The following is a 21,275-nucleotide window of genomic DNA, read 5'->3' on the forward strand; positions in this document are numbered from 1 at the left end:
GGGATTCTCTTTCGGTCTACCAGCAAAAAGACTTTAAGTCTCGGATAAATCGGGGTTCGAAACAAAAGCAAATTCTCTCTCTTTGGATTTCCCCTAATAACGTAACCTCCCAATTCCCTTAGCACTTCTTATTTCGTAATTCTAACTTCATTCTCTATCTTAGGAACCTCAAAAATCCCATATATCCATGATGAAAAAATTACCGATGTACGGATTGCTATTGGCACTTGGCGTAAGTTGCCAAACCCAAAAGGCAGTTTCGACATCATCAGATGAGAACAACGTTGATAAAAAAACACAGGATGATATTAAGCCCTACGGCGAGGTAATCACTGCCGCTGCAAAAAGCGACGAAGGCCTCTTCACCACTCATTTTGTAGATGATAAACTATATTTTGAAATTCCGCTTGGAATGCTGGGAAAAGACATGCTGCTGGTGAGTCGTATTGCCGGAGTGCCTGCCGGTTTTGGCGGTGGATATGTCAATGCCGGTTCAAAAGCCAATGAACAAGTAGTTCGTTGGGAAAAAAGAGGAAACCATATCGACGTTAAGGTAATTAGCTTCGAGAATAAAAGCGAGGAAGGCACTCCTATTTACCAGTCGGTCGCAGCCAATAACTTCTTCCCTATCCTGTTCAGTTCAAAGATCACGGCTTATAACGAGGATAAAACTTCCGTAGTAATCGAGGTGAGTGATCTCTTTAAAGAAGAAGTAGCGGCCATCAATGGTGTATCTCCTTCTCTCAAAAAGCGCTATAAAGTAAAAAAGCTTGATAAATCCCGCTCCTATATCACTTCTGCCAATGCTTTTCCTGAAAATATTGAAGTAAAGCACGTGATGACCTATGAAGCCGAGGAACCGCCCGAGAGCGATCAGGCAGGAACCATTACCATGATGATGAACCAGTCTATGATCTTGCTTCCGGATGAAAAGATGCAGCCACGTCTGGCCGATCATCGCGTGGGCTGGTTCACCACCCAAAAGTATGACTATAATTCCGACGAATTAAAAAGTGACGATTACAGGATCATCAACCGCTGGAAACTCGTCCCTAAAGATATCGAAGCCTACAAAAGAGGTGAACTTGTGGAGCCGGAAAAGCCAATTGTTTGGTATATAGATCCTGCCACGCCCGAAAAATGGAGACCTTACTTCAGGCAGGGAATTGAAGACTGGAATGTGGCTTTTGAAGCTGCAGGTTTTAAAAATACCGTGATCGCCAAAGATCCGCCGACTAAGGAGGAAGATCCCAATTTCAGTCCTGAGGATGTGCGCTACTCTGTAGTGCGTTATGTGGCTAGTACTACACGAAATGCGATGGGACCTTCGGTAACCGATCCACGTACCGGTGAGATCATCGAGAGTGATATCATCTGGTACCACAACCACCTGCGTTCCTATCGGAACCGTTACCTGATCGAGGCTGGGGCTCAGAACCCTTCGGCACGAACGCTTAATACCCCTGAGAAGGAAATTGGAGAGATGATGCGCATGGTGATCGCACACGAAGTGGGCCACGCGCTTGGTTTGCCTCATAATATGAAGGCCAGTGCTGCTTACCCAACAGATTCGTTGCGTTCTGCTGAATTTACTCAAAAGTATGGCCTGACCCCCTCCATTATGGATTATGCCAGGGTGAACTATGTAGCTCAGCCCGGTGATAAAGGTGTGCGCTACATCAGGATGATGGGTCCTTATGATCTTTACGCGATCAACTGGGGTTACAGATATATTCCGGAAGCCGATAATCCTGACGAAGAAAAACCCATTCTTAGCAAGTGGATCAAGGAAAAAGCAGGAGATCCGTGGTATGAATTTGGAAATGGCTACGGCGGGATTGATCCACAATCCCAACGAGAGAGCCTTGGTAACGACCAGGTAAAAGCCAGTGCATACGGGCTTGCAAACCTAAAGCGTGTCGTGCCGAATCTTGTAGAATGGACCTCTAAAGACAATACAGATTATTCTGAATTAACAGAAGTCTACCGGGAACTCACCTATATGTGGAGAGGTTATATGTCTCATGTGGTGACCAACGTTGGTGGTGTTTACGAAACCAGAAAAACTGCAGACCAGCAAGGAACGGTTTATAATCCGGTTCCCAAAGAAAAACAGAAATCTGCCGTGGCATTCCTCAATGAACACGCTTTTACTACCCCGGATTGGCTCCTGGATCACGAACTACTGGAGCGCATTGAGGCTACCGGAGCCATTGAACGGGTGCAAAGCCTACAAAGCAGGGCACTGAATGATCTCTTGGACGAAGACCGGCTGCAGCGAATGATTACCAACGAGCAGGTAAATGGAGAAGAGGTCTATACTGTAGTTGAATTGATGAACGATCTTAGAAGAGGTATTTTTAAAGAGCTGTATAGATCCCGGAAAGTAAATGCCTACCGGAGAAATATCCAGCGTGCCTATGTAGATGCAGCGGCAGAATATGTTCAGAATCTCCATAAAGAGGAAGATATCGAGGTCACTTCTACCGATATTATCGCTCTGATGCGTGGGAATCTCGAGCAACTTAGAAGAGATCTTAGATCTAGAAGAAACAGAACAAACGATCAGCTAAGCCGTTATCATTGGAATGATTTGATTGCAAGGATTGATGTCGCTTTAGCAGTTGATGCGTAACTGTGGTTTGAAAATTTTTAAAAGCCCTGCATTTTGTGGGGCTTTTTAATACCCGGAATCAGTTGAATATGAATCTATTATATTGTATTAATGTTTTGAAACCATAAATGGAATTATAATAACCTGATGGATTTTATTTGGGCTGGTAATAACCTACTACGGGTTAATTATCACAGAGGTATTTAAAAAAGAAAAGTAACAATTCATAGAATATTTATAATTGGAAACCGGAAAATTGAAAATTTTTCAATGAATAAAAGCCTACTGAATTATGAACAAGATTAAACTTTCAGAAAAGGAAGTACAAGAACTCCTGAAAACCTTGAAAATACGTTTTGAGACTCACCCGAAACGCCATAAAGGAGTAAAGTGGACTTCCGTAGAAGAACGAATTAAAGAGGCTACTGATGCAAAACTCAACTCTTTATTCCAGATGGAAAGCACCGGCGGTGAACCCGATGTGGTAGACCAGGACAGGGAAACCGGTCAAATTATCTTTTTCGACTGTTCTGAACAAAGTCCAAAAGGCAGACGAAGTCTCTGTTACGACCAGGCAGCACTGGAATCCAGAAAAGCACATAAACCTAAGAACAGCGCGATGGACCTGGCCCAAAGAATGGGGGTAGAGATCCTTTCCAGATACCAATACCGGCAACTACAACAATTCGGAGATTTCGACACTAAAACTTCCAGTTGGGTTCAAACCCCAGAAAAGATCAGAAACCTGGGTGGAGCACTTTTCTGTGACAAACGCTATGACACCGTTTTCCTGTACCACAATGGCGCAGAATCTTATTACGCCGCAAGAGGTTTTAGAGCTTGGTTAGAAGTGTGAAATGAGATTAAAATAAGTTCAACAGGTGCCTACAACTGAAAACATACTATTCCTCTTTAATAGTTACTTCTTCCATATTGTCAGGGAGTCTAAGTTCACCGACTTCCTTGAATTTCTCTACCGTAAATTCATTTAATTGAATATCTTTCTTCTCGGTGTTTTTGCCCTTTCCTAACTCATCGTAACGATGAAGACCATTTAGCATTCCGGTATGGGTCACAATTTTATATTCTTTCTCAGGTTGTAGCTCCTCCCCGTTCACTCTCATGTTGCTGATCCGGTTACCTAAAGGTTTAGCATAGTCCAGGGTATAACTCACTCCGCTGCTTTGCAGCAAACCTCCCACCACTTCATATTTATCCAGGGGCTTTTGGTTTGCTGCGGTTTGCTCCAGGATAGCTTTCACCTGTTCCCCGGTCAAAATAAGGGTGGCCACTTTTGAAGGATGAGGAATGAGTCGATACAGTTGTTCCCGGCTAACATCTCCATGAAGGGAAATTCCGTAGCCAACTCCGGGTTGAAAAGAGATATCAGCATCATATTCTTGCCGTAGAAGATTTCCCACGAGCTTTTCAAAAGCACTCTCACTTTTGTACTGCCTGTCAATAACGTCAACAGCTGTGGCGATCTTTTCTTCCAGCTGCTCCCGGTGAGGATCACGAAAACGCGAGATTAGGGCATCCATCTCAGCATCTTTTTCGTAATGGCTTAGCCACAAAAAATGATTTTCCGATTCTATCCCTGTGAGTTCCTTGGCCGTAATATTCAGGTTTATCTCACCCAGAATAGCCGCATCAGCCATTGCCTGTACTATATAGGTGTTATTGATTTTTTCAGGTTTCCTAAACACATCATGACTGTGCCCTCCGATAATCAGATCTATGTCGCTGAACTTCTCTGCGGTGAGTCTATCAATAGCGGTACCCTGGTGGGAAAGTACCACAATGATATCAGCATTTTGCTTGAGTTCCGGCAGATATTCTTTTATTACCTCATTTCCCCTGCGGAATTCAAGATCTTTCATATTATCCCGGTTCCCGGTAAGATGGGTGTTGTGATAACCCAGGGAAAGGATGGCGATTTTAACCCCTTGAAATTCCTTGATGATATAAGGATTATCAAAGATACTGTTTCCGGTACGCTTGTCTGTGATATTTGCTCCTCCAAAAGGGAATCCAGCGAGCTTCATAAGTTCTTCCGTGCGCTCCCTTTCGTAGTCAAAATCATGATTTCCCAGGGCCATGTAATCGTAGCCCAGTTGTTTCATCATTTGGATCACCGCTTCCCCTTCGGTTAAATTCCCTAAAAGATCATCACCGAAAGTGTCTCCCGAATCAAACAGAAGCACGTTTTCCTTTCCTCTGGAATTTCTTATCTCCTTTACGGCAGTAGCCAAAACCGCAAATCCACCTATCTCGGCCTCTTTTCCAAAATTTATGAGGGTATCCCTCCCGGGATCTCCGGTTTGAGAGGTCGCACTTCCGGTAGTGGTTTTGAAAGGCATGTAGTTCCCGTGGATATCATTGGTATGCAGAATACTTATCCTTAGGGATTCAGGCTGGATTACCTCAGATTCAGAGAACCTACCTGAACCGCAGGCAGTAAACAGAGTTAGGAGCATGGTGATATTTAATAATCTAAATTTATTCATTGCTAAAAATTTTTAAGCAAGATAAATCGCAAAAACAACACCCTGTATACCCTTAACAGAACTTAACCTAAACCTCTAAACATATTTAAAAGTTTAGTTGTCATACCTCTTGTGGAGCTGACCAGCAAAAAATATTCGGGGGTTTGTGAGATGGTTACAAACCCCCGAAATAAATTTATCAACTTCTCATAACTGAGAACTCAAAACAGCCCCTAAAGAATATAATCTGTACTCACAAAATTAGATTCCTTCCCGGAAACCAGCTCCTGCAGAATTTTGTTATTGTACTCATTATCCTTGGATGCTACGAAGGTTCTGATGGAGAAAGAACGCAGTGCATCGTGAACACTCAGTGTCCCTACAGCGGAATCTTTTCTTCCCGTAAAAGGGAACACATCTGGTCCTCTCTGGCATGCAGAATTAAGATTTACACGACAAACCAGGTTCACCATCGTATCAATAAGTGGTGCAAGTTTATGCACATCCTTTCCAAAAAGGCTTACCTGCTGCCCATAATTTGAATCTGCTATCTCATTGAGTAGATCTTCAATAGAAGTAAAAGGTTTTATCGGGATCACCGGACCGAACTGCTCTTCCTGATATACCCTCATCTCTTTGGTCACCGGATAAAGCACTGCAGGGAAAATGTAATTTTCAATCACCTGCCCACCTTTTTCATTGAGGACCTTTGCCCCTTTTTCTTTTGCATCATCGATCAATTCAGTGATGTATTTGGGCTTGTCTGGTTCTGGCAGAGGCGTTAATTTAACACCCTCATCCCAGGGATTTCCAAATTTTAACTGGTCTACCCTTTCAGCAAAACGCTTATTGAATTCCTCTCTTATATCATCGTGAACATAGATAATCTTCAAAGCGGTACAACGCTGCCCGTTAAAAGATAAGGTTCCTGAAAGACATTCCTCAATGGTATGGTCCAGATCTGCATCGGGCAGGATAATCGCAGGATTTTTGGCCTCAAGGCCCAGTACCAGCCTCAGCCTATTCTTATGTGGATGTTGGTCCTGTAAAGCAATAGCTGATTTGCTGTTACCAATTAAAGCCAGTACATCAATCCTGCCTGTTCTCATAATCGGAGCCGCAACTTCTCTCCCTCGGCCATAAATGATATTGACCACCCCTTTCGGGAAGCTTTCCTGAAAAGCCTTAAGCAGAGGAGACAATAATAGTACTCCATGCTTAGCAGGCTTAAAGATCACGGTGTTCCCCATAATAAGAGCAGGAATAAGCAAAGCGAAGGTTTCATTTAAGGGATAATTATAAGGCCCAAGACAGAGCACTACCCCCAAAGGTCCACGGCGGATATGGGCATGTACATTATCGCGCTTCTTGAAATTAGCACTATCGCGATCCAATTGCTTATAATCCTCAATTGTATCGTAAATATATTCCACCGTCCTATCGAATTCCTTTTCAGAATCGGGAAGAGACTTTCCTATTTCCCACATTAGGAACTTTACCACAGTTTCCCGTTCCTTCTCCATTAACTTGACAAATTTAGTCATGCTGGCAACCCGCTCGGAAACCTTAGCGGTGGGCCATTCTCCCTTGCCTTTATCATAGGCATTGCAGGCATGCTCTAAAACTTCCAGGGCTGTAGACTCATCCATATGGGGTACCGTACCTAAAAGGGTCCTGCTATAACTCTGAGAAGAAGAAATTGTAGAGTAAACTTCATCCTTTTCCCCTTTCCATTTAATTAATTCTCCGTTTGCCAGGTAAGTATCCTGGTCAATGGGTTCGACCTGATAAGACTTGCTTTTACTCATAATTTAGGTTTTGGTTGTATTAAGAAATAAATTTAAATCTAAGAATTTTTAGCCAATATGAACCTTGTCCATAAGCTTTCACAAAATTTTATGATGCAAAAGAAATTAAAAGCTCCTTTTCTCAAAAATTAAACAAGAAATCTTACAAGTCAGATCAATTTGTTTTTTAATAGACAGTTTCTAAGGAATAAACCAGTAACCAATACCTACGGAAAAATAGAAAACATCGTCCAAAGTTTCTTCGTATACAAAATCAGGCGTAATGATTTTGCTTTCTCCTTGTGGAAAAGCTAAATGAGGCCGAAAAGAAAAAATAAACTGATTATGATAGTAATAAACAGGAAGGCCGAGTTCCATAGAAAGAATATTGAAGTTGGAAGCTTCCTCCACCTCTATAGTCTCTATGGGCTCCTGCTGCATTGCATTTTTCCCTTTTCGATTTCCTAAACGGCTGGTTTGGTAATATTCCTGATAAAAATACTGCGAGCCTGCATTTAATCTGAAAGTAGGGTTTAGAATGAGCTTATTTTCAATCAGAGTAAGCGTGTTCTCAAGGATTAACCCCGCAAAAAAATCGGTATCTCCCTCTTCAGAAAAATATGCACTGCCTGTTAGATTTAATTCCAGGAAATTAAAATCATAGCCCAACAGGGCCATTAAATTTCCCGAGCTTTGTGATTGAACATTGTAACTGTCTTCATTGAAGAAATATTTAGTAGCTGAAATTCCTCCGTTAAATCCATTCAAATCAAAGCGATACCCGGCACTGAGCAACCCCATATCAACCCTGTTTTCGTCCTTTACCAAATAAGACAGGGATGCATCGGCATAGAAACCTGAGCGGTGGTAATACCCTAAAGACGGTAACAAATAAGGCGCCGCCACAGAATCTCTTCTTCCCATAAAAACCGCATCACTTGAGTAATTTAGATCTGCAAAAAGGAAAGAAACTCCCTCCTGGGTTTTCTTATCCCTCAAGTTATTATCGGCTTGAGCATACAGGCCAATTCCCTGAAGGAAGATCAGAAACAGTAATAAGATTTTCATAATTTTAATTTAAAGAAGCCGGCAATCATCATTGACTGCCGGCTTTCTGATTAGTTGTTTTTCCCTTTTCGAGGAGTTTTCTGAACCTGTTTTTGAACGTTTTTTTGAACGGTCTTTGGAGGGTTTTTCCGAATCTTGTTCTGCATCATATTTTTTTGCGCTATGTTTTTGCGAAGCTGATACATATTGGTGAGTCGCTGACCGTCCATATTCAAACATTCGCCATCCTGAAGACGCATTTGTTGTTGATTGCGAACCTGGTAAGTGCCATCAGGCCTTACAGAAATTCCATCTCCTACATTAAGCTGCTGCTGTACACGGTTTTGAGATTGATTTCTTACACGGTACATATCACCATCTATACGGGTATATTGCACTCGATTTTGATTTCGCTCCTGGATTTGAGCTTCAGATAAACCTTTGTTCTCCTGCTGAACTTTAAACCGGTACTGATACTCATTGTTGTACTTTACCCCATCCATATCAAGGCATTCTCCATTTCTGAGTCGAAGGTTTTTCCCATCGCGGGTCACATACCTACCATTGGGATTTAAAACCGTCCCATCATTCAGGGTTATTTTGTCCTGAAGCCTTTGCTGATCCTGATCTCTTATTTGTAAAAGATCACCATCCACCATCATTAATCGTGTTTGATCACGATCCTGATCTCTGTCTTGATCCCTGTCCTGTGCAATCCCTGTTTGGAAGCCCAAGAACAGAAATACTAATAAAAATAATATTCTCATCGTATTTATTTTAGGTTAATATCTATAATAAACTTAGAGCTTAAATGCACCTAAAAGAATGATATTTCTCAGGAAAAAAAAATCTTCATTTTTTTTCTACACCTGAAAATTTAACGCTTAAAATCGTTGCCGGATCTTCACAAATTTATAATTTTGGATTAATTCCAAATTAATGGATTAAATCCTACTGTAATGCATAAAAAATCTATTCTACATCTGGATCTAGATACATTTTTTGTATCGGTAGAACGTTTGCTTAACCGGGAATTAAAAAACCGCCCCCTTATCGTAGGAGGGATGGGAGACCGCGGGGTAGTTGCCGCCTCGAGTTATGAGACGCGTAAATTCGGGGTTTTCTCAGGAATGTCTATGAAAGTTGCCCGCCAACTTTGCCCTCAGGCCATTTTTATCAAAGGAAATGCCAGTACCTATACGTATCATTCCAATGTAGTCACCGAAATTATCAAAAATCAGGTTCCCTCTTTTGAAAAAGCCAGTGTTGATGAATTCTACGCCGATCTTACAGGGATGGACAAGTTCTTTGGAATAGAAAAGTTCGCCAAAGAGCTTCGGCAAAGAATCATACAGGAAAGCGGCCTTCCTATCTCTTTTGGTCTATCCCAGAACAAGATTGTTTCCAAGATCGCTACCGGAGAGGCAAAACCTAATGCCGAGAGCATCGTGGCCCAGGGCAGCGAGAGAAACTTCCTGGCTCCTCTTGCCGTAAACAAAATTCCGATGATAGGCAACAAAACCTATCAGACCCTGATGAACCTGGGCATCTACAAAATTGAAACCATCCAGCAAATGCCTGTTGAAATGCTGGAAAGCGTACTGGGCAAAAACGGCCGGACGATATGGAAAAGAGCCCACGGCATAGACAACTCTCCTATTATCCCCTTTCACGAAAGAAAGTCTATCTCTACCGAGCGCACTTTTGGCCGGGATACTATAGATGTGATAAGACTTCACGCCACCCTGGTAGCGATGACAGAAAGCCTGGCTTATCAGCTTAGAAAAGGAAATAAACTCGCCAGCCAGGTGAGTGTAAAGATCAGATATTCCGATTTTCAGACACAAAGCAAGCAGACTAAGATTCCATACACCAGTGCCGACCATATCCTCATTCCAAAAGTGGAGCAGCTTTTTAAACAGCTTTATTCCCGCCGGCTACTAATAAGGCTTATAGGAGTTAAGTTTAGCGGAATTGTAAGTGGAAATTACCAGATTAACCTCTTCGATGATTCTCAAGAGATGCTCAATCTTTACAATTCGATAGATCGCATTCGTAATAAATTTGGAGAACACAGCGTAATGCGTGCAGTTACTTTAGGCACAAAAACCATTGGCAGGATGGGCAACTCCTTTGATGGAGCTCCGCCGGTTGTCCTGGCACATAGAAAACAATAATGTACCTTAATTGCCACACATATTATTCCCTACGCTACGGAACCTTCTCTGTAGAAGAGCTATGTAAACTCGCACAAAGAAATACTGTTTCTGCTCTTGCTTTAACCGATATCAATAACACCTCGGCCTGCCTGGATCTTGTTAAAAAAGCCCCGGAATATGGCATCAAACCGCTCATCGGTATAGATTTTAGAAACGGCGTAGATCAACAATATGTGGGTATAGCCAAAAGCAATAATAGCTTCAGGGAACTCAACGAGCATCTTGCAACACATCTCCACCTGAAGAAGAAATTTTCTCCCCAAGCACCGGAACTTCCCGAATGTTTCATCATCTATCCCCTAGAAAAAATAATGAGCAGAAAAAAGACGCGTTTTAAGGATAATGAATTCATTGGGATTTCCTCAGAAAGCCTTCGAAAATTGAAGTTTTCAGAATACCTGGAGTTCAAAGATAAACTGGTGCTTCTGCAAAGTGTCAGCTTCCGAAATAAAAAAGATTATAACGCTCATCGGCTCTTGCGTGCAATAGATAATAACACTTTATTGAGTAAACTTCCTACTGAAGAGCAGGCTTCTTTTTCTCATCAGATGTTACCCGAAAAAGAACTTCTAAAAGAATTTGAAGATTTTCCGTATATCATAGAAAATACCCTGAGGCTCATCCAAACCTGTAATGTAGCATTCGACTTTGGGATAAAACGCATCAACCGTAATCTTCAGGTCTTCGGGAAAAGCCAACCCCAGGACATCGAACAGCTTCGGGAACTTTGCTATGAGTACTTACCTCAACGCTATCCCAAACCGACCAAGGAAATTCTCGACAGGATAGAAAAAGAGCTAAAAGCCATAACCGAACTAAATTTCACTCCCTATTTCCTGATCAATCTTGATATTGTAAAATATGCCCGCTCTAAGAACTTCCCGTTTATTGGCAGAGGCAGTGGAGCTAATTCTATTGTGGCCTATATCATTGGAATTACTAATGTAGACCCTATTGAGCTCGATCTTTATTTTGAGCGTTTCATCAATGCCTACCGAAATTCTCCACCGGATTTCGATATAGATTTTTCCTGGAAAGACCGAGAGGAAGTCACTGCTTATATCTTCAGGAAATATCAGCACACCGCACTGTTGGCTACCTATGTCACCTTTAAACGCCGCGCAGTGTCCCGGGAACTCGGTAAAGTTTTCGGCTTGCCGAAGGAAGAAATAGACAAACTGGCTTCAGGTTATTTTGAGTTCAGGGAGCTCGATCAAACCCAGCAACTGGTCCTTAGATACAGCTCCCTTATTGAAGGTTTTCCTAATTATCTAAGTGTGCATTCAGGCGGAATCGCGATCCTTAATGATTCAGTTTATAATTATTGCGCTACATTTTTACCGCCTAAGGGTTTCAGAACCCTGCAGATAGATATGAATGTTTGTGAAGATGTAGGGATCCATAAATTTGATATCCTCGCCCAGCGAGGCCTCTCCAAGATCACCGATGCCATTGATATCATCAAAGAAAATCAACCAAACTCTCCGCTAGAAGACATTGAAAATATACAGGTTTTCAAGAATGATCCCCAGATTAATTCCCTCTTGAAAAGAGGGGATTGTATGGGGGTTTTTTATGTAGAATCTCCAGCCATGCGAGGCTTGCTTATTAAACTGCAAACTCAGGATTATATGAACCTAGTGGCAGCAAGCTCTGTAATACGACCTGGAGTTTCCAGCGGAGGGATGAAAGAAGAATATATCCAGCGCCACAGGAACCCTGAGAAGAGAAAAGAAGCTCATCCCATCCTGATGGAAATAATGCCAGATACTTATGGAGTAATGGTATATCAAGAAGATGTGATGAAAGTAGCCCACCACTTTGCCGATCTTGATTTCGACGATGCCGATGTGTTAAGACGTGGAATGAGTGGAAAGAAATACCTCCAGGACGACCTCTTACGCATCAAAGCCACCTTCAAAGCGAATTGTCTCAAAAAAGGCTATGAAGAATACCTGATAGAAGAAGTTTGGGAACAGATTGCCTCTTTCGCCGGCTATGCCTTTCCGAAGGGTCACTCTGCTTCCTATGCCGTGGAAAGTTATCAGAGTCTCTATTTAAAACGCTATTTCCCCTTGGAATTTATGGTTGCAGCCCTGAATAACGGAGGTGGGTTTTATGATGTGGAAACTTATTTAAAAGAAATAAAAAGATGTGGCGGACACATTCATCCGCCCTGCATCAATAAAAGCGATCATCCCACTGTAATTTATGGAAAAGACATCTACCTGGGCTTTGGGTACCTCAAAGAGCTTGAGCTTAAAAGCATTCAGAAGGTCTTGGAAAATCGTCAGTTTTTCGGCAACTTCAGCACTTTTGATGAGTTTATAGACCGGGTGGAACTTTCTATTGAACAACTCAGCATTCTACTGCGAATCAATGCCTTTAGGTTTACAGGCATAGACAAGCACCAGCTGCTATGGAAGGCCCACTTTAAACTCCAAAAAACCAAAACCAGAACCTCACAGGCGGTATTGTTTAAACCCGCGCATAAGGACTATGAACTTCCTGAGTTTTCTTATTCAGAATTGATAGATGTCTACGACCAAATAGAACTATTGGGTTTTCCACTCTGTAGCCGATTCAGGTTACTCAAATGTAAAATGCAATCTTCCGTAATGGCGTGTGAATTAAAAATGCATATAGGAAAAGAGGTCAGTATCTATGGTAACCTCATTACTCTTAAGAAAACAGTGACCACCTCCAAACGTTTTATGTATTTCGGGACATTTTTCGATAAGAATGATGATGTTTTCGACACGGTACATTTTCCTGATATCGCTGAAAGATACCCCGTAAGAAGTAAAGGAATTTATCTGTGTCGGGGAATTGTGGTAGATGAATTGGGATATCTCTCCCTAAAAATAAAATCAATAGAAAGACAGCCTATTTTAAGCGACCCCCGGTTAGCTACACCGGTTTATTAATTAAGCTCGAATTTTTGCTTTGGCTGACTCACCAGATTCATCAGCCCCAATAACCGTAGCACCAACACACCGAAGATCAGGGTGATCGTTAATTTGAAATAATACAGCAAACTGGAACTACCGAAACTGGAACGATAATGGGTTAATAACTCCCTGCCTACTTCTGGTTGGATCTCCGCGAGCCGGTTTAAATGGGTAGTTGTCTTATTAAAAAGAGCCCTTCCCCTGGTGTTGATCAGCACCTGAGCTACCTCATGGTTATTATTTTCAATATGATAAAGAATCTCGTTTTCCACCTCCTGGTAGGCCTTTAAATTGAACCTGAAATTTGCCAGTTGTTCCACTTCTTCTTCAACAAGGTAAGTCGTTTCATACTCTGCCAGGATATTGTTGATTTCAAGATTTTCGGATTTTATCTTTTCAAGATCAGAGGGAGCCATCCTAAAATCATTCTCGTTCAGGTATTCAAAAATAAGCTGTTTTTCATGGAGGAGATCAGAAAGCTTATACAATTGAGAAGCTGGAATCAACCTGTCTTCATACAGGGAAGAGAAATCACTATCAATCTCTTGCAGGTTTTTATTTTCGATCAGTTCAGCGATAAGAATTAGGGCGAAAAATAAACTCAGCAGTAAAACAAGGCGTTTTCTTTTAGCGGGCTTAATAGAAAATAGTTCTTTCATAGCAATCGGTTTTTACTGAGATCGTGCGGTGTGCTAAACAACTGATCGCCATACAAAATAACAAAATTAGCCTGATTTTCTAAGTTTTAATTAATAAAAGAAGCCTCTATTCCGAATGTCGGAATGGAGGCTTCTTTTAAGCTTATTTTTTGGTTTTTAAAAATAGCAACCTCTACCACGGCGTCTGCCGGGGTTGGATTCGCTATCTCCAATTTTAAAACCTATACTCAAAAGGACCTGATTTAGTCGGGTGTCAGTGAAATAGCCCTTATTAATCCCATAATCCCCATTTACGATATCTATATTCTGAGTTTCTTTAGAAGCCAAGGTACGGTCATATCTTAAATCCAGTTCAAACCTGCCGAAATTGACTTTTACTCCTGCCTGGGCAGCCAGGGGCGTATTCTGTGCCACGATGATCTGATCCGGCGGCTCGGTTCCTTCCAGGGAAGAGCTCATAACATTCTGGTATGCAGGTCCGGCATAAATATCAATTGGACCCCAGATGTTATAACCAAAAAGTAACGGGATACTTAACTTCTCCACCTCATAAGCAGAAGGCTGCGTAGGAAATTCAAAAGTAGTTTCCATGGTATGATACATAACCTCCGGTCTGATGAAAAATTTACCGAATTTCAACTGAAAGAAAACTCCCGCGTGAAACCCGAATTCGGGATCAGCCTCTACTGTGCCATCAAAATAACCAGCACTTGAATTCTCTCCGGTAATTGTTCCACCCATCACGTAATTACCTCCACCTTTGACTCCAAAGCTGTATTCCTGAGCATTTGAAGAAAGGCTAAAAATCATTAGTCCAATTAAAATCGGTAAAAAACTTTTGTTCATAAATGTAGATTTATCGGTCTTATCTTCCCGGGTAAATATATCAATTTAATAAAATAATAGAATAATACTCTATATCTTTTTAACGCAAAAAATCGCCTAAACGTATATCAATAAAAAAAGCATCGGCATAACCGATGCTCTTATTCATCCTTTTAAAAAATTTAGTGCACAATAATAGCGTCAGGATTACCATCAGGATCTCCATTTACAGTACCATCTGTGCTAGCATTACCAAGCAAAAGGACACCGGCTGCATGTGGAGAAGCCATGGAAGTACCACTAATGGTATTATAACCACCACCTTTCCAGGTAGACTTAACTGCAACTCCTGGAGCTGCATAATCTACCGGAGGATTTCCATAATTGGAGAAAGAGGCCCAGTTATCACTGGAATCCATTGCAGAAATAGTAACGATATTAGCACCATTTACCCTTGCAGGAGAAGAGTTGTTAGCATCTGCACCGTCGTTGCCGGCAGCCAATGCAAATTTAATTCCTTGCTGGGAAGCTGAAAGTACCGCTTGATCCAAAGCATCTGAAGTTGGTCCTCCAAGACTCATATTGGCTACATCACCACTGTTCCCGTAAGCAGCAACATGATCAACCCCGGCTATAACCCCGGAATAGGATCCGCTTCCACGACTGTCGAGCACTTTGACAGGGATTACTGTTGCACCTGGCGCTACCCCGATGACGCCTATCTCATTATTCACTGCTGCGATAGTACCTGCCACATGAGTTCCATGCCCGTTACCATCATCGGTGGATTTGCCATCCCTTCCGGATGTAAACGCATTAAAACCTCTGGAAGCATCAACATTAAGGTCCTGATGATCCAAATCTATCCCTGAATCGATTATCCAGGCAACTGCAGATCCCGTGTAATTAGTCACCCCATTTACCCGGGAGATTCCATATGGGGTTTCTTGGCTTGAAGTTCCTCCGCCATCTCCCCCGTCGCCATCACAAGGGCCACCATTGGGTGTTCCACAAGGAGGAGCGAAAGTCACAATCCTATCCTCTTCAATATAGGACACTTCTTTTTTACCTCGTAGGCGTTCAACTTGTGCTGCGGTTAATTTCATTGCAGCACCATTAAGTACCTTACTGTATACCGCAAATATGTCGGCATCCTCAATGGCAGTCTCCTCTAATATTTGTTCAGTTTTAGCTTTTACCGATTCCTGGGCTTTTAAGTAACTTTGAGGAAACTTGGCACCTGCATCGCCCGTTATATCAGTATTAAAAACCACGATGTACTGCCCCTGGATAATTTCTGAACTGGAAGGGGCTACCTGCTGCTCCTCCAGGCTTTGACTCTCTTCCTTATCCTGAGAACAGGATAACATAAATGCTGCAGCCATCACAGTAGCTGCAATTGGCTTGAGTTTTTGTAAAATCATAAGATTAATTGTTTGGTTAAAAAAAGGTTAATAGATCGATCAAAGCTATGGTTTTATAGATAAAAAACAAAGAATTTTATTTTTTATTAGAGAAAAATCAAAGATATGACAGAATAAATGTAAAATTCACTATAAAAAAAGCCCCTAAAAATGGGACTTGATAAGATTTGAAAATTTTATAAGGTATTATTCAGGAGTTTTGACCGCCCCCTCCTTAGAGACCCATTCCTCAAAACCCTGATCAAGTTCCTGGACATTTTGGAATCCCATTCGTTTTAGAATTCTCAAGGCCTTTTTACTTTTTGATCCATCGGTGCAATAAATCAAAACCGGACGAAGTTTATCAAGACTTTTCAGATTTTTTCTAAACTCCTCGTTGAATACAATGTTTTTAGCATTCACAATATGGGCATCGGTATAATCAGCCCGAGAACGAATATCAATAAGCTGGACCTCCTCCATCTGAAGATGCAACTTCATCTCTTCTACGCTAATATGTTCTACGGAGTTCGGAGACCCGGGGGATTCGGCCTGTACTTCCTTGCAGGAATAAAAACTAATCACCACTAGGAATCCGGTAAACAATCGAAATATAGGTGTCATAAAATTAATCTTCCTTAATTTCACCTTCCCATTCAATAATACCTCCAAGAAGATTATAGGTGTTGGCAAAGCCCATCTGATCCATAAGCTGGCAAGCCTGCTCACTGCGTTGACCTGAACGACAATAGATATAATAATTCTTAGTCTTGTCCAGTTTTTCAATTTCGTCAACAAACTCTTGTCCCTTATATATATCAATAAGCTTTGCATCGGGAAGATAACCTTCTTCCATCTCTTCTTCTGTGCGCACGTCTAAAATTACAGCATTCTCGTCCTGCTCGAGTTTCTCCCTCCATTCTTCCTGAGTTAGTTCTTTCATAATGACTTTTACTTAATTTTTATTCCTCTTAACAAAGGAACTTCCAGTTTATCAAATTTGGTCGAAAGGTAAAAAGATTTCCTCCTTATAAAACCTAATCTGCTTCGCCTATATCAATTTTGTAAAATATTTAACATTATTTTTTGCCTGAAATCTTTTATACGACTATATATTTGTACATACAAATGTTGTAACGACAAATGAATATAGAAGAAATTATTAAAGCCACTAATAAACTACCGGAATCACGCCGGCTTATTCTCAATATCCTCATAACAGCAAACCATATTAATGACAGGATAGGTGAGGCCTTAAAAGATTTCGATATTTCTATTCCTCAATTTAACGTATTGCGCATTTTAAGGGGACAAAAGGGAAAACCCGCGAACCTAAGCACTATACAAGAACGAATGGTAAGCAGAATGAGCAATACTACCCGGCTGGTTGATAAATTAATTGCCAAGGAACTGGTAGAACGTGTTACCTGTGAAGCTAATAGGCGAAAGGTTGAAATTAGTATCACCAAGAAAGGCCTTGATTTTTTACAGGAAGTTGACCCGGTGATAGATCATATCGAGTTTGAAATCACTTCCCGGCTGACTTCCCAAGAAAATGAAATAATGAACGAGAAGCTAAATGAGTTGAGAGGTTGATTTCGGTTATGACCGGAAAAGTGCTCTTGGTTCTTCTTAATTAATAAACTAAATATAAATCAAAATCAAATAACTAGAAGTATGAAAAAGAATGTTTTAAAATTCGCCCTGGCATCTGTAATTGTTTTAACTACCGTTGCCTTTACCTCAAATCGATTAGAAGAGAAAAAAATTGATATAGAATCCAGTGAAATAACCTGGAGAGGTGAAAAGGTTACCGGCTTTCACACCGGAACAGTAGCGCTCAAAGAAGGTCATTTTATCATGGAAGATAACGAACTTAAAGGCGGTGAATTCATCATAGACATGAGTTCGATAAAGGTTACCGACCTAAAAGGGGAGAATAAGGATAAATTGGAGGGACACCTGAAATCTGATGATTTCTTCGGGATCAAGACCTATCCACAGGCAAAATTAGTGATCACAAGTGCCGCAAAGAAAAACGACGGCACCTACGGGGTGGTAGCGGACTTAACTATTAAGGAAGATACCCACCCGGTGACTTTTGATCTTGAATGGAATGAAAATTCAGCTAGCACCGAACTAAGCATAGACCGTTCAAAATATAATGTACGTTACGGTTCAGGAAGTTTCTTTGATGATTTAGGAGACAAAACGATTTACGACAACTTTGAGATGAAAGTTGATTTAAAATTTTAGAGATAAGGGAAATAAATTGCAACTGAAATTGAAAAAATGCACAAACTATGGAAAAGCACGTAAATACTCAGGAAAGTAATATTGCCTGGAAAGGTAAAAAAGTATTAGGTTCTCACTCCGGAACTATTGATCTCAAGGACGGGAAGTTCCAAATAGAGGATGATCAGATCAAAGGCGGGGAATTTGTAATGGATATGACCAGTATTACTGTTACTGACCTCAAAGGAGAGGATAAGGAGGGCCTGGAAGGCCATTTGAACTCAGAGGACTTCTTTGGAGTAGCACAATATCCAACCTCCAAACTGGTCATTACCAGTATTGCTGAAAAAGAGGATGGGTCCTATGGAGTGGTTGGTGACCTAACCATTAAGGATCAAACTCACCCCGTGACTTTCGATCTGGATTGGAATAATAATACCGCAACTACCAAATTAAGTATAGACCGTTCAAAATACAATGTACGCTATAATTCAGGTAGCTTCTTTAGCGGACTCGGAGATCAGACAATTTATGATAATTTCGATTTAAATATTGAATTGAAATTTTAATTTTTGCCTCACCAAAACCTAAAAGCCATCCAGGGATGGCTTTTTTTTTATAAAATATTTTGTGCGTTAAAAATTGCGTTCTATATTTGGCACTCAATGAAAGATCAAATGGCAAATATCTGGTGGTGGAATAATTTACGTCGAAGGTCGTGAAGTAACACTGCTATAGTATAAAATCATACAAAGGCTTGTCTCACGACAAGCCTTTTTTTTGTTAAGATGATCTTTGATCATTTCCACAAAGGATGGAAATAAATAAAGTAGAATAAACCCAATTAAATAGACCCAGTTGCGACGGGACTGCAAGAAAAATCGATATGTTCGAACTAAAAACCACCCATAAAAAACTATTAGCCGATACGATTACCCCGGTAAGCGTTTACCTTAAATTGCGGGACAAATATCCCAATTCATTACTCCTTGAAAGCAGCGATTATCACGCAAGCGACAACTCTTTTTCTTATATATGCTGTAACCCGATAGCCAGTATCAAACTACAGAATGAGGTGATCACGGAGATTTTCCCCAATGGCAGCAAAAAAACTACCCCTATTTCTTCAGCAGGAAATATTCCTGATAAAATTCAGGAATTTTCTCAAAGATTTAAGGTAAAAAATGGCAATTTTAAGTTCATCAATAACGGGCTTTTCGGTTATATCGCCTATGACGGGGTGCGCTATTTTGAGGATATTGATATTACCAAAAAGGAAGGTGATCTGGCCATTCCAGATATCTATTACGCAGTTTATCAGAATATCATTGCTATAAACCACTTTAATAACGAGGCTTATATCTTCGATCACAGTTACGATACAGAAAGTAGAATCGCTGAAATTGAACAACAAATCAAGGTCCGTAATTTTGCTACCTATAATTTTGAACGTCAGGAAGCATCAGTATCCAATCTTACCGATGAAGAATTTAAAGAGAACGTCCAAAGGGGAAAAAAACATTGCTTTCGGGGAGACGTATTCCAAATGGTCCTTTCCCGTCGATTTTCTCAGAAATTTAAAGGAGATGAATTCAACGTATACCGAGCCCTGCGCAGTGTAAATCCCTCTCCCTATCTTTTCTTTTTTGACTATGGTAGTTTCAAGATCTTCGGCAGTTCTCCGGAGGCTCAATTAGTGGTAAAAGATGAACGGGCGGAAATACACCCTATTGCCGGAACATTTAAAAGAACCGGAAATGACGAGCAGGATGCTGAACTGGCTAAGAGACTAGCTGCCGACGAAAAGGAAAACGCAGAACATGTAATGCTGGTAGACCTGGCCAGAAACGACCTTAGCCGCCACGGCAAAGATGTCAAAGTAGAAAAATACCGGGAGATACAGTTTTTCTCTCACGTGATCCACCTGGTAAGCAAAGTGACCGGACAGAAAGACCCTAATACCAATACCATGCAGGTAGTAGCCGATACATTCCCCGCCGGGACCCTGAGCGGAGCCCCCAAGCACAGTGCGATGAAACTTATCGAAAAATATGAAAATGTCAACCGTGATGCTTATGGGGGCGCAATCGGGTTTATGGATTTTGATGGAAACTTCAACCATGCCATTATCATTCGCTCCTTTGTGAGCAAAAACCACCAACTGCACTACCAGGCTGGGGCAGGCATTGTTTCAGAGTCGGTGGAAGAAAATGAATTACAGGAAGTGTATAATAAACTCGGGGCTTTAACCAAAGCATTGGAAATCGCCGAGGAGATCTAAGGAATCTCAACTGTACCTCCGGTGGAGGAAAACTTAAAATTTACGATTAGAATTATGAAAAATGATAATTTAAGTAATAAGACTCAAAACAGCGGTCCCGATGAAAATATTAAGGCCAGGCTTTCTGTTTTGGTAATAGACAATTATGACTCCTTCGTCTATAACCTGGTACATTATCTGGAAGATTTGGGGTGTCAGGTAGTGGTTAGAAGAAATGACCAACTCGAATTAGTAGATGTAGAGGAATTCGATAAAATCCTGCTTTCTCCTGGTCCTGGAATTCCAGATGAAGCCGGGCTCTTAAAACAAATTATAGAGAAATATGCAGCTACCAAAAGTATTCTGGGTGTGTGTCTTGGACAGCAGGCTATAGGCGAGGTTTTCGGCGGAAGACTTGGCAACCTGGAAAGTGTATACCACGGCGTGGCCACTGATATTGAAATTTGCGTAGACGATGAACCACTCTTTAAAGACTTACCAAAGAAATTAAAGGTCGGACGCTACCATTCCTGGGTGGTTTTAAAGGAATTACCAGATTCCCTTATAGCCACTTCCTTTGACCAGCATGGACAGGTCATGTCGCTTCGTCATCGGGATTATGATGTACGTGGGGTGCAGTTTCACCCAGAATCGGTATTGACACCAGATGGAAAAAAAATGATTGAAAACTGGATTAATATTCCTTTCCAGAAAGAGAGAGAATTAAAAAATCTGAATCAAAATATTAATTAACAAAATCCCATCTAGATGCTCCTTTATTGGAGCCAG

18 protein-coding genes are annotated in these 21,275 nt (G+C 41.1%); 9 read left to right on the forward strand and 9 right to left on the reverse strand.

Going from position 1 to position 21,275, the window contains the following annotated elements:
* Positions 1–190: 190 nt before the first annotated feature.
* Positions 191–2,635, forward strand: a complete 2,445-nt coding sequence (locus tag ACW6NC_RS15125; protein WP_457867347.1) for a zinc-dependent metalloprotease — start codon at positions 191–193, stop codon at positions 2,633–2,635.
* A 271-nt stretch (positions 2,636–2,906) separates the two neighbouring features.
* Positions 2,907–3,470, forward strand: coding sequence for a DUF4256 domain-containing protein (locus ACW6NC_RS15130; RefSeq protein WP_457867289.1), 564 nt, complete (start codon positions 2,907–2,909; stop codon positions 3,468–3,470).
* Between the two features lie 46 nt (positions 3,471–3,516).
* On the opposite strand, the gene ACW6NC_RS15135 is transcribed toward ACW6NC_RS15130, so the two are convergent.
* The 4 genes from ACW6NC_RS15135 to ACW6NC_RS15150 all read right to left on the reverse strand — a co-directional run bounded on the left by ACW6NC_RS15135 (position 3,517) and on the right by ACW6NC_RS15150 (position 8,701).
* Positions 3,517–5,121, reverse strand: a complete 1,605-nt coding sequence (locus ACW6NC_RS15135; RefSeq protein WP_457867290.1) for a bifunctional metallophosphatase/5'-nucleotidase — start codon at positions 5,119–5,121, stop codon at positions 3,517–3,519.
* 212 nt (positions 5,122–5,333) lie between these two features.
* A complete protein-coding gene (locus tag ACW6NC_RS15140) occupies positions 5,334–6,908 on the reverse strand; it encodes an NADP-dependent glyceraldehyde-3-phosphate dehydrogenase (protein ID WP_457867291.1) in 1,575 nt (524 codons plus the stop codon).
* A 180-nt stretch (positions 6,909–7,088) separates the two neighbouring features.
* Positions 7,089–7,955 (reverse strand): hypothetical protein, encoded by an 867-nt coding sequence (locus tag ACW6NC_RS15145; RefSeq protein WP_457867293.1) that lies wholly within the window; start codon positions 7,953–7,955, stop codon positions 7,089–7,091.
* 50 nt (positions 7,956–8,005) lie between these two features.
* The gene (locus ACW6NC_RS15150) at positions 8,006–8,701 is read right to left on the reverse strand and encodes a DUF6799 domain-containing protein (protein WP_457867294.1); all 696 of its coding nucleotides are present in this window, start codon (positions 8,699–8,701) and stop codon (positions 8,006–8,008) included.
* 192 nt (positions 8,702–8,893) lie between these two features.
* Between ACW6NC_RS15150 and dinB the strand changes: the two genes are divergently transcribed.
* Together dinB and ACW6NC_RS15160 are read left to right on the forward strand one after the other, a co-directional pair.
* Positions 8,894–10,111 carry a DNA polymerase IV gene (dinB, locus tag ACW6NC_RS15155; RefSeq protein WP_457867296.1) on the forward strand — a complete coding sequence of 406 codons (1,218 nt, stop codon included), beginning with the start codon at positions 8,894–8,896 and terminating at the stop codon, positions 10,109–10,111.
* Complete coding sequence (locus ACW6NC_RS15160) at positions 10,111–13,080, forward strand: DNA polymerase III subunit alpha (protein ID WP_457867297.1); 2,970 nt, start codon at positions 10,111–10,113, stop codon at positions 13,078–13,080. The genes dinB and ACW6NC_RS15160 overlap by 1 nt, the downstream gene beginning before the upstream one ends.
* Here the strand turns inward: ACW6NC_RS15160 and ACW6NC_RS15165 are convergent.
* The 5 genes from ACW6NC_RS15165 to ACW6NC_RS15185 all read right to left on the reverse strand — a co-directional run bounded on the left by ACW6NC_RS15165 (position 13,077) and on the right by ACW6NC_RS15185 (position 16,934).
* Positions 13,077–13,763 (reverse strand): MCP four helix bundle domain-containing protein, encoded by a 687-nt coding sequence (locus tag ACW6NC_RS15165; RefSeq protein ID WP_457867299.1) that lies wholly within the window; start codon positions 13,761–13,763, stop codon positions 13,077–13,079. The two genes, ACW6NC_RS15160 and ACW6NC_RS15165, sit on opposite strands and share 4 nt — an antisense overlap.
* A 156-nt stretch (positions 13,764–13,919) precedes the next feature.
* A complete protein-coding gene (locus tag ACW6NC_RS15170) occupies positions 13,920–14,609 on the reverse strand; it encodes an outer membrane beta-barrel protein (protein WP_457867301.1) in 690 nt (229 codons plus the stop codon).
* A gap of 161 nt (positions 14,610–14,770) precedes the next feature.
* A complete protein-coding gene (locus tag ACW6NC_RS15175) occupies positions 14,771–16,012 on the reverse strand; it encodes a S8 family peptidase (RefSeq protein ID WP_457867302.1) in 1,242 nt (413 codons plus the stop codon).
* A gap of 186 nt (positions 16,013–16,198) precedes the next feature.
* Complete coding sequence (locus ACW6NC_RS15180; protein ID WP_457867304.1) at positions 16,199–16,615, reverse strand: rhodanese-like domain-containing protein; 417 nt, start codon at positions 16,613–16,615, stop codon at positions 16,199–16,201.
* 4 nt (positions 16,616–16,619) lie between these two features.
* Positions 16,620–16,934, reverse strand: a complete 315-nt coding sequence (locus tag ACW6NC_RS15185) for a rhodanese-like domain-containing protein (RefSeq protein ID WP_457867306.1) — start codon at positions 16,932–16,934, stop codon at positions 16,620–16,622.
* A 200-nt stretch (positions 16,935–17,134) separates the two neighbouring features.
* Between ACW6NC_RS15185 and ACW6NC_RS15190 the strand changes: the two genes are divergently transcribed.
* The 5 genes from ACW6NC_RS15190 (at position 17,135) to ACW6NC_RS15210 (ending at position 21,239) form a co-directional block, all read left to right on the forward strand.
* Entirely contained in the window at positions 17,135–17,587 is a 453-nt protein-coding gene (locus ACW6NC_RS15190; protein ID WP_457867307.1) for a MarR family winged helix-turn-helix transcriptional regulator, read from the forward strand.
* Between the two features lie 81 nt (positions 17,588–17,668).
* Positions 17,669–18,247: a YceI family protein gene (locus ACW6NC_RS15195; protein ID WP_457867309.1), complete on the forward strand. Its 579-nt coding sequence runs from the start codon at positions 17,669–17,671 to the stop codon at positions 18,245–18,247.
* 47 nt (positions 18,248–18,294) lie between these two features.
* Complete coding sequence (locus tag ACW6NC_RS15200; protein WP_457867311.1) at positions 18,295–18,795, forward strand: YceI family protein; 501 nt, start codon at positions 18,295–18,297, stop codon at positions 18,793–18,795.
* A 317-nt stretch (positions 18,796–19,112) separates the two neighbouring features.
* Positions 19,113–20,507, forward strand: a complete 1,395-nt coding sequence (locus tag ACW6NC_RS15205; RefSeq protein WP_457867313.1) for an anthranilate synthase component I family protein — start codon at positions 19,113–19,115, stop codon at positions 20,505–20,507.
* 54 nt (positions 20,508–20,561) lie between these two features.
* Positions 20,562–21,239 (forward strand): anthranilate synthase component II, encoded by a 678-nt coding sequence (locus ACW6NC_RS15210; RefSeq protein WP_457867315.1) that lies wholly within the window; start codon positions 20,562–20,564, stop codon positions 21,237–21,239.
* Positions 21,240–21,275 lie beyond the last annotated feature (36 nt).

It is taken from the genome of Salegentibacter profundi (genome assembly GCF_054121475.1).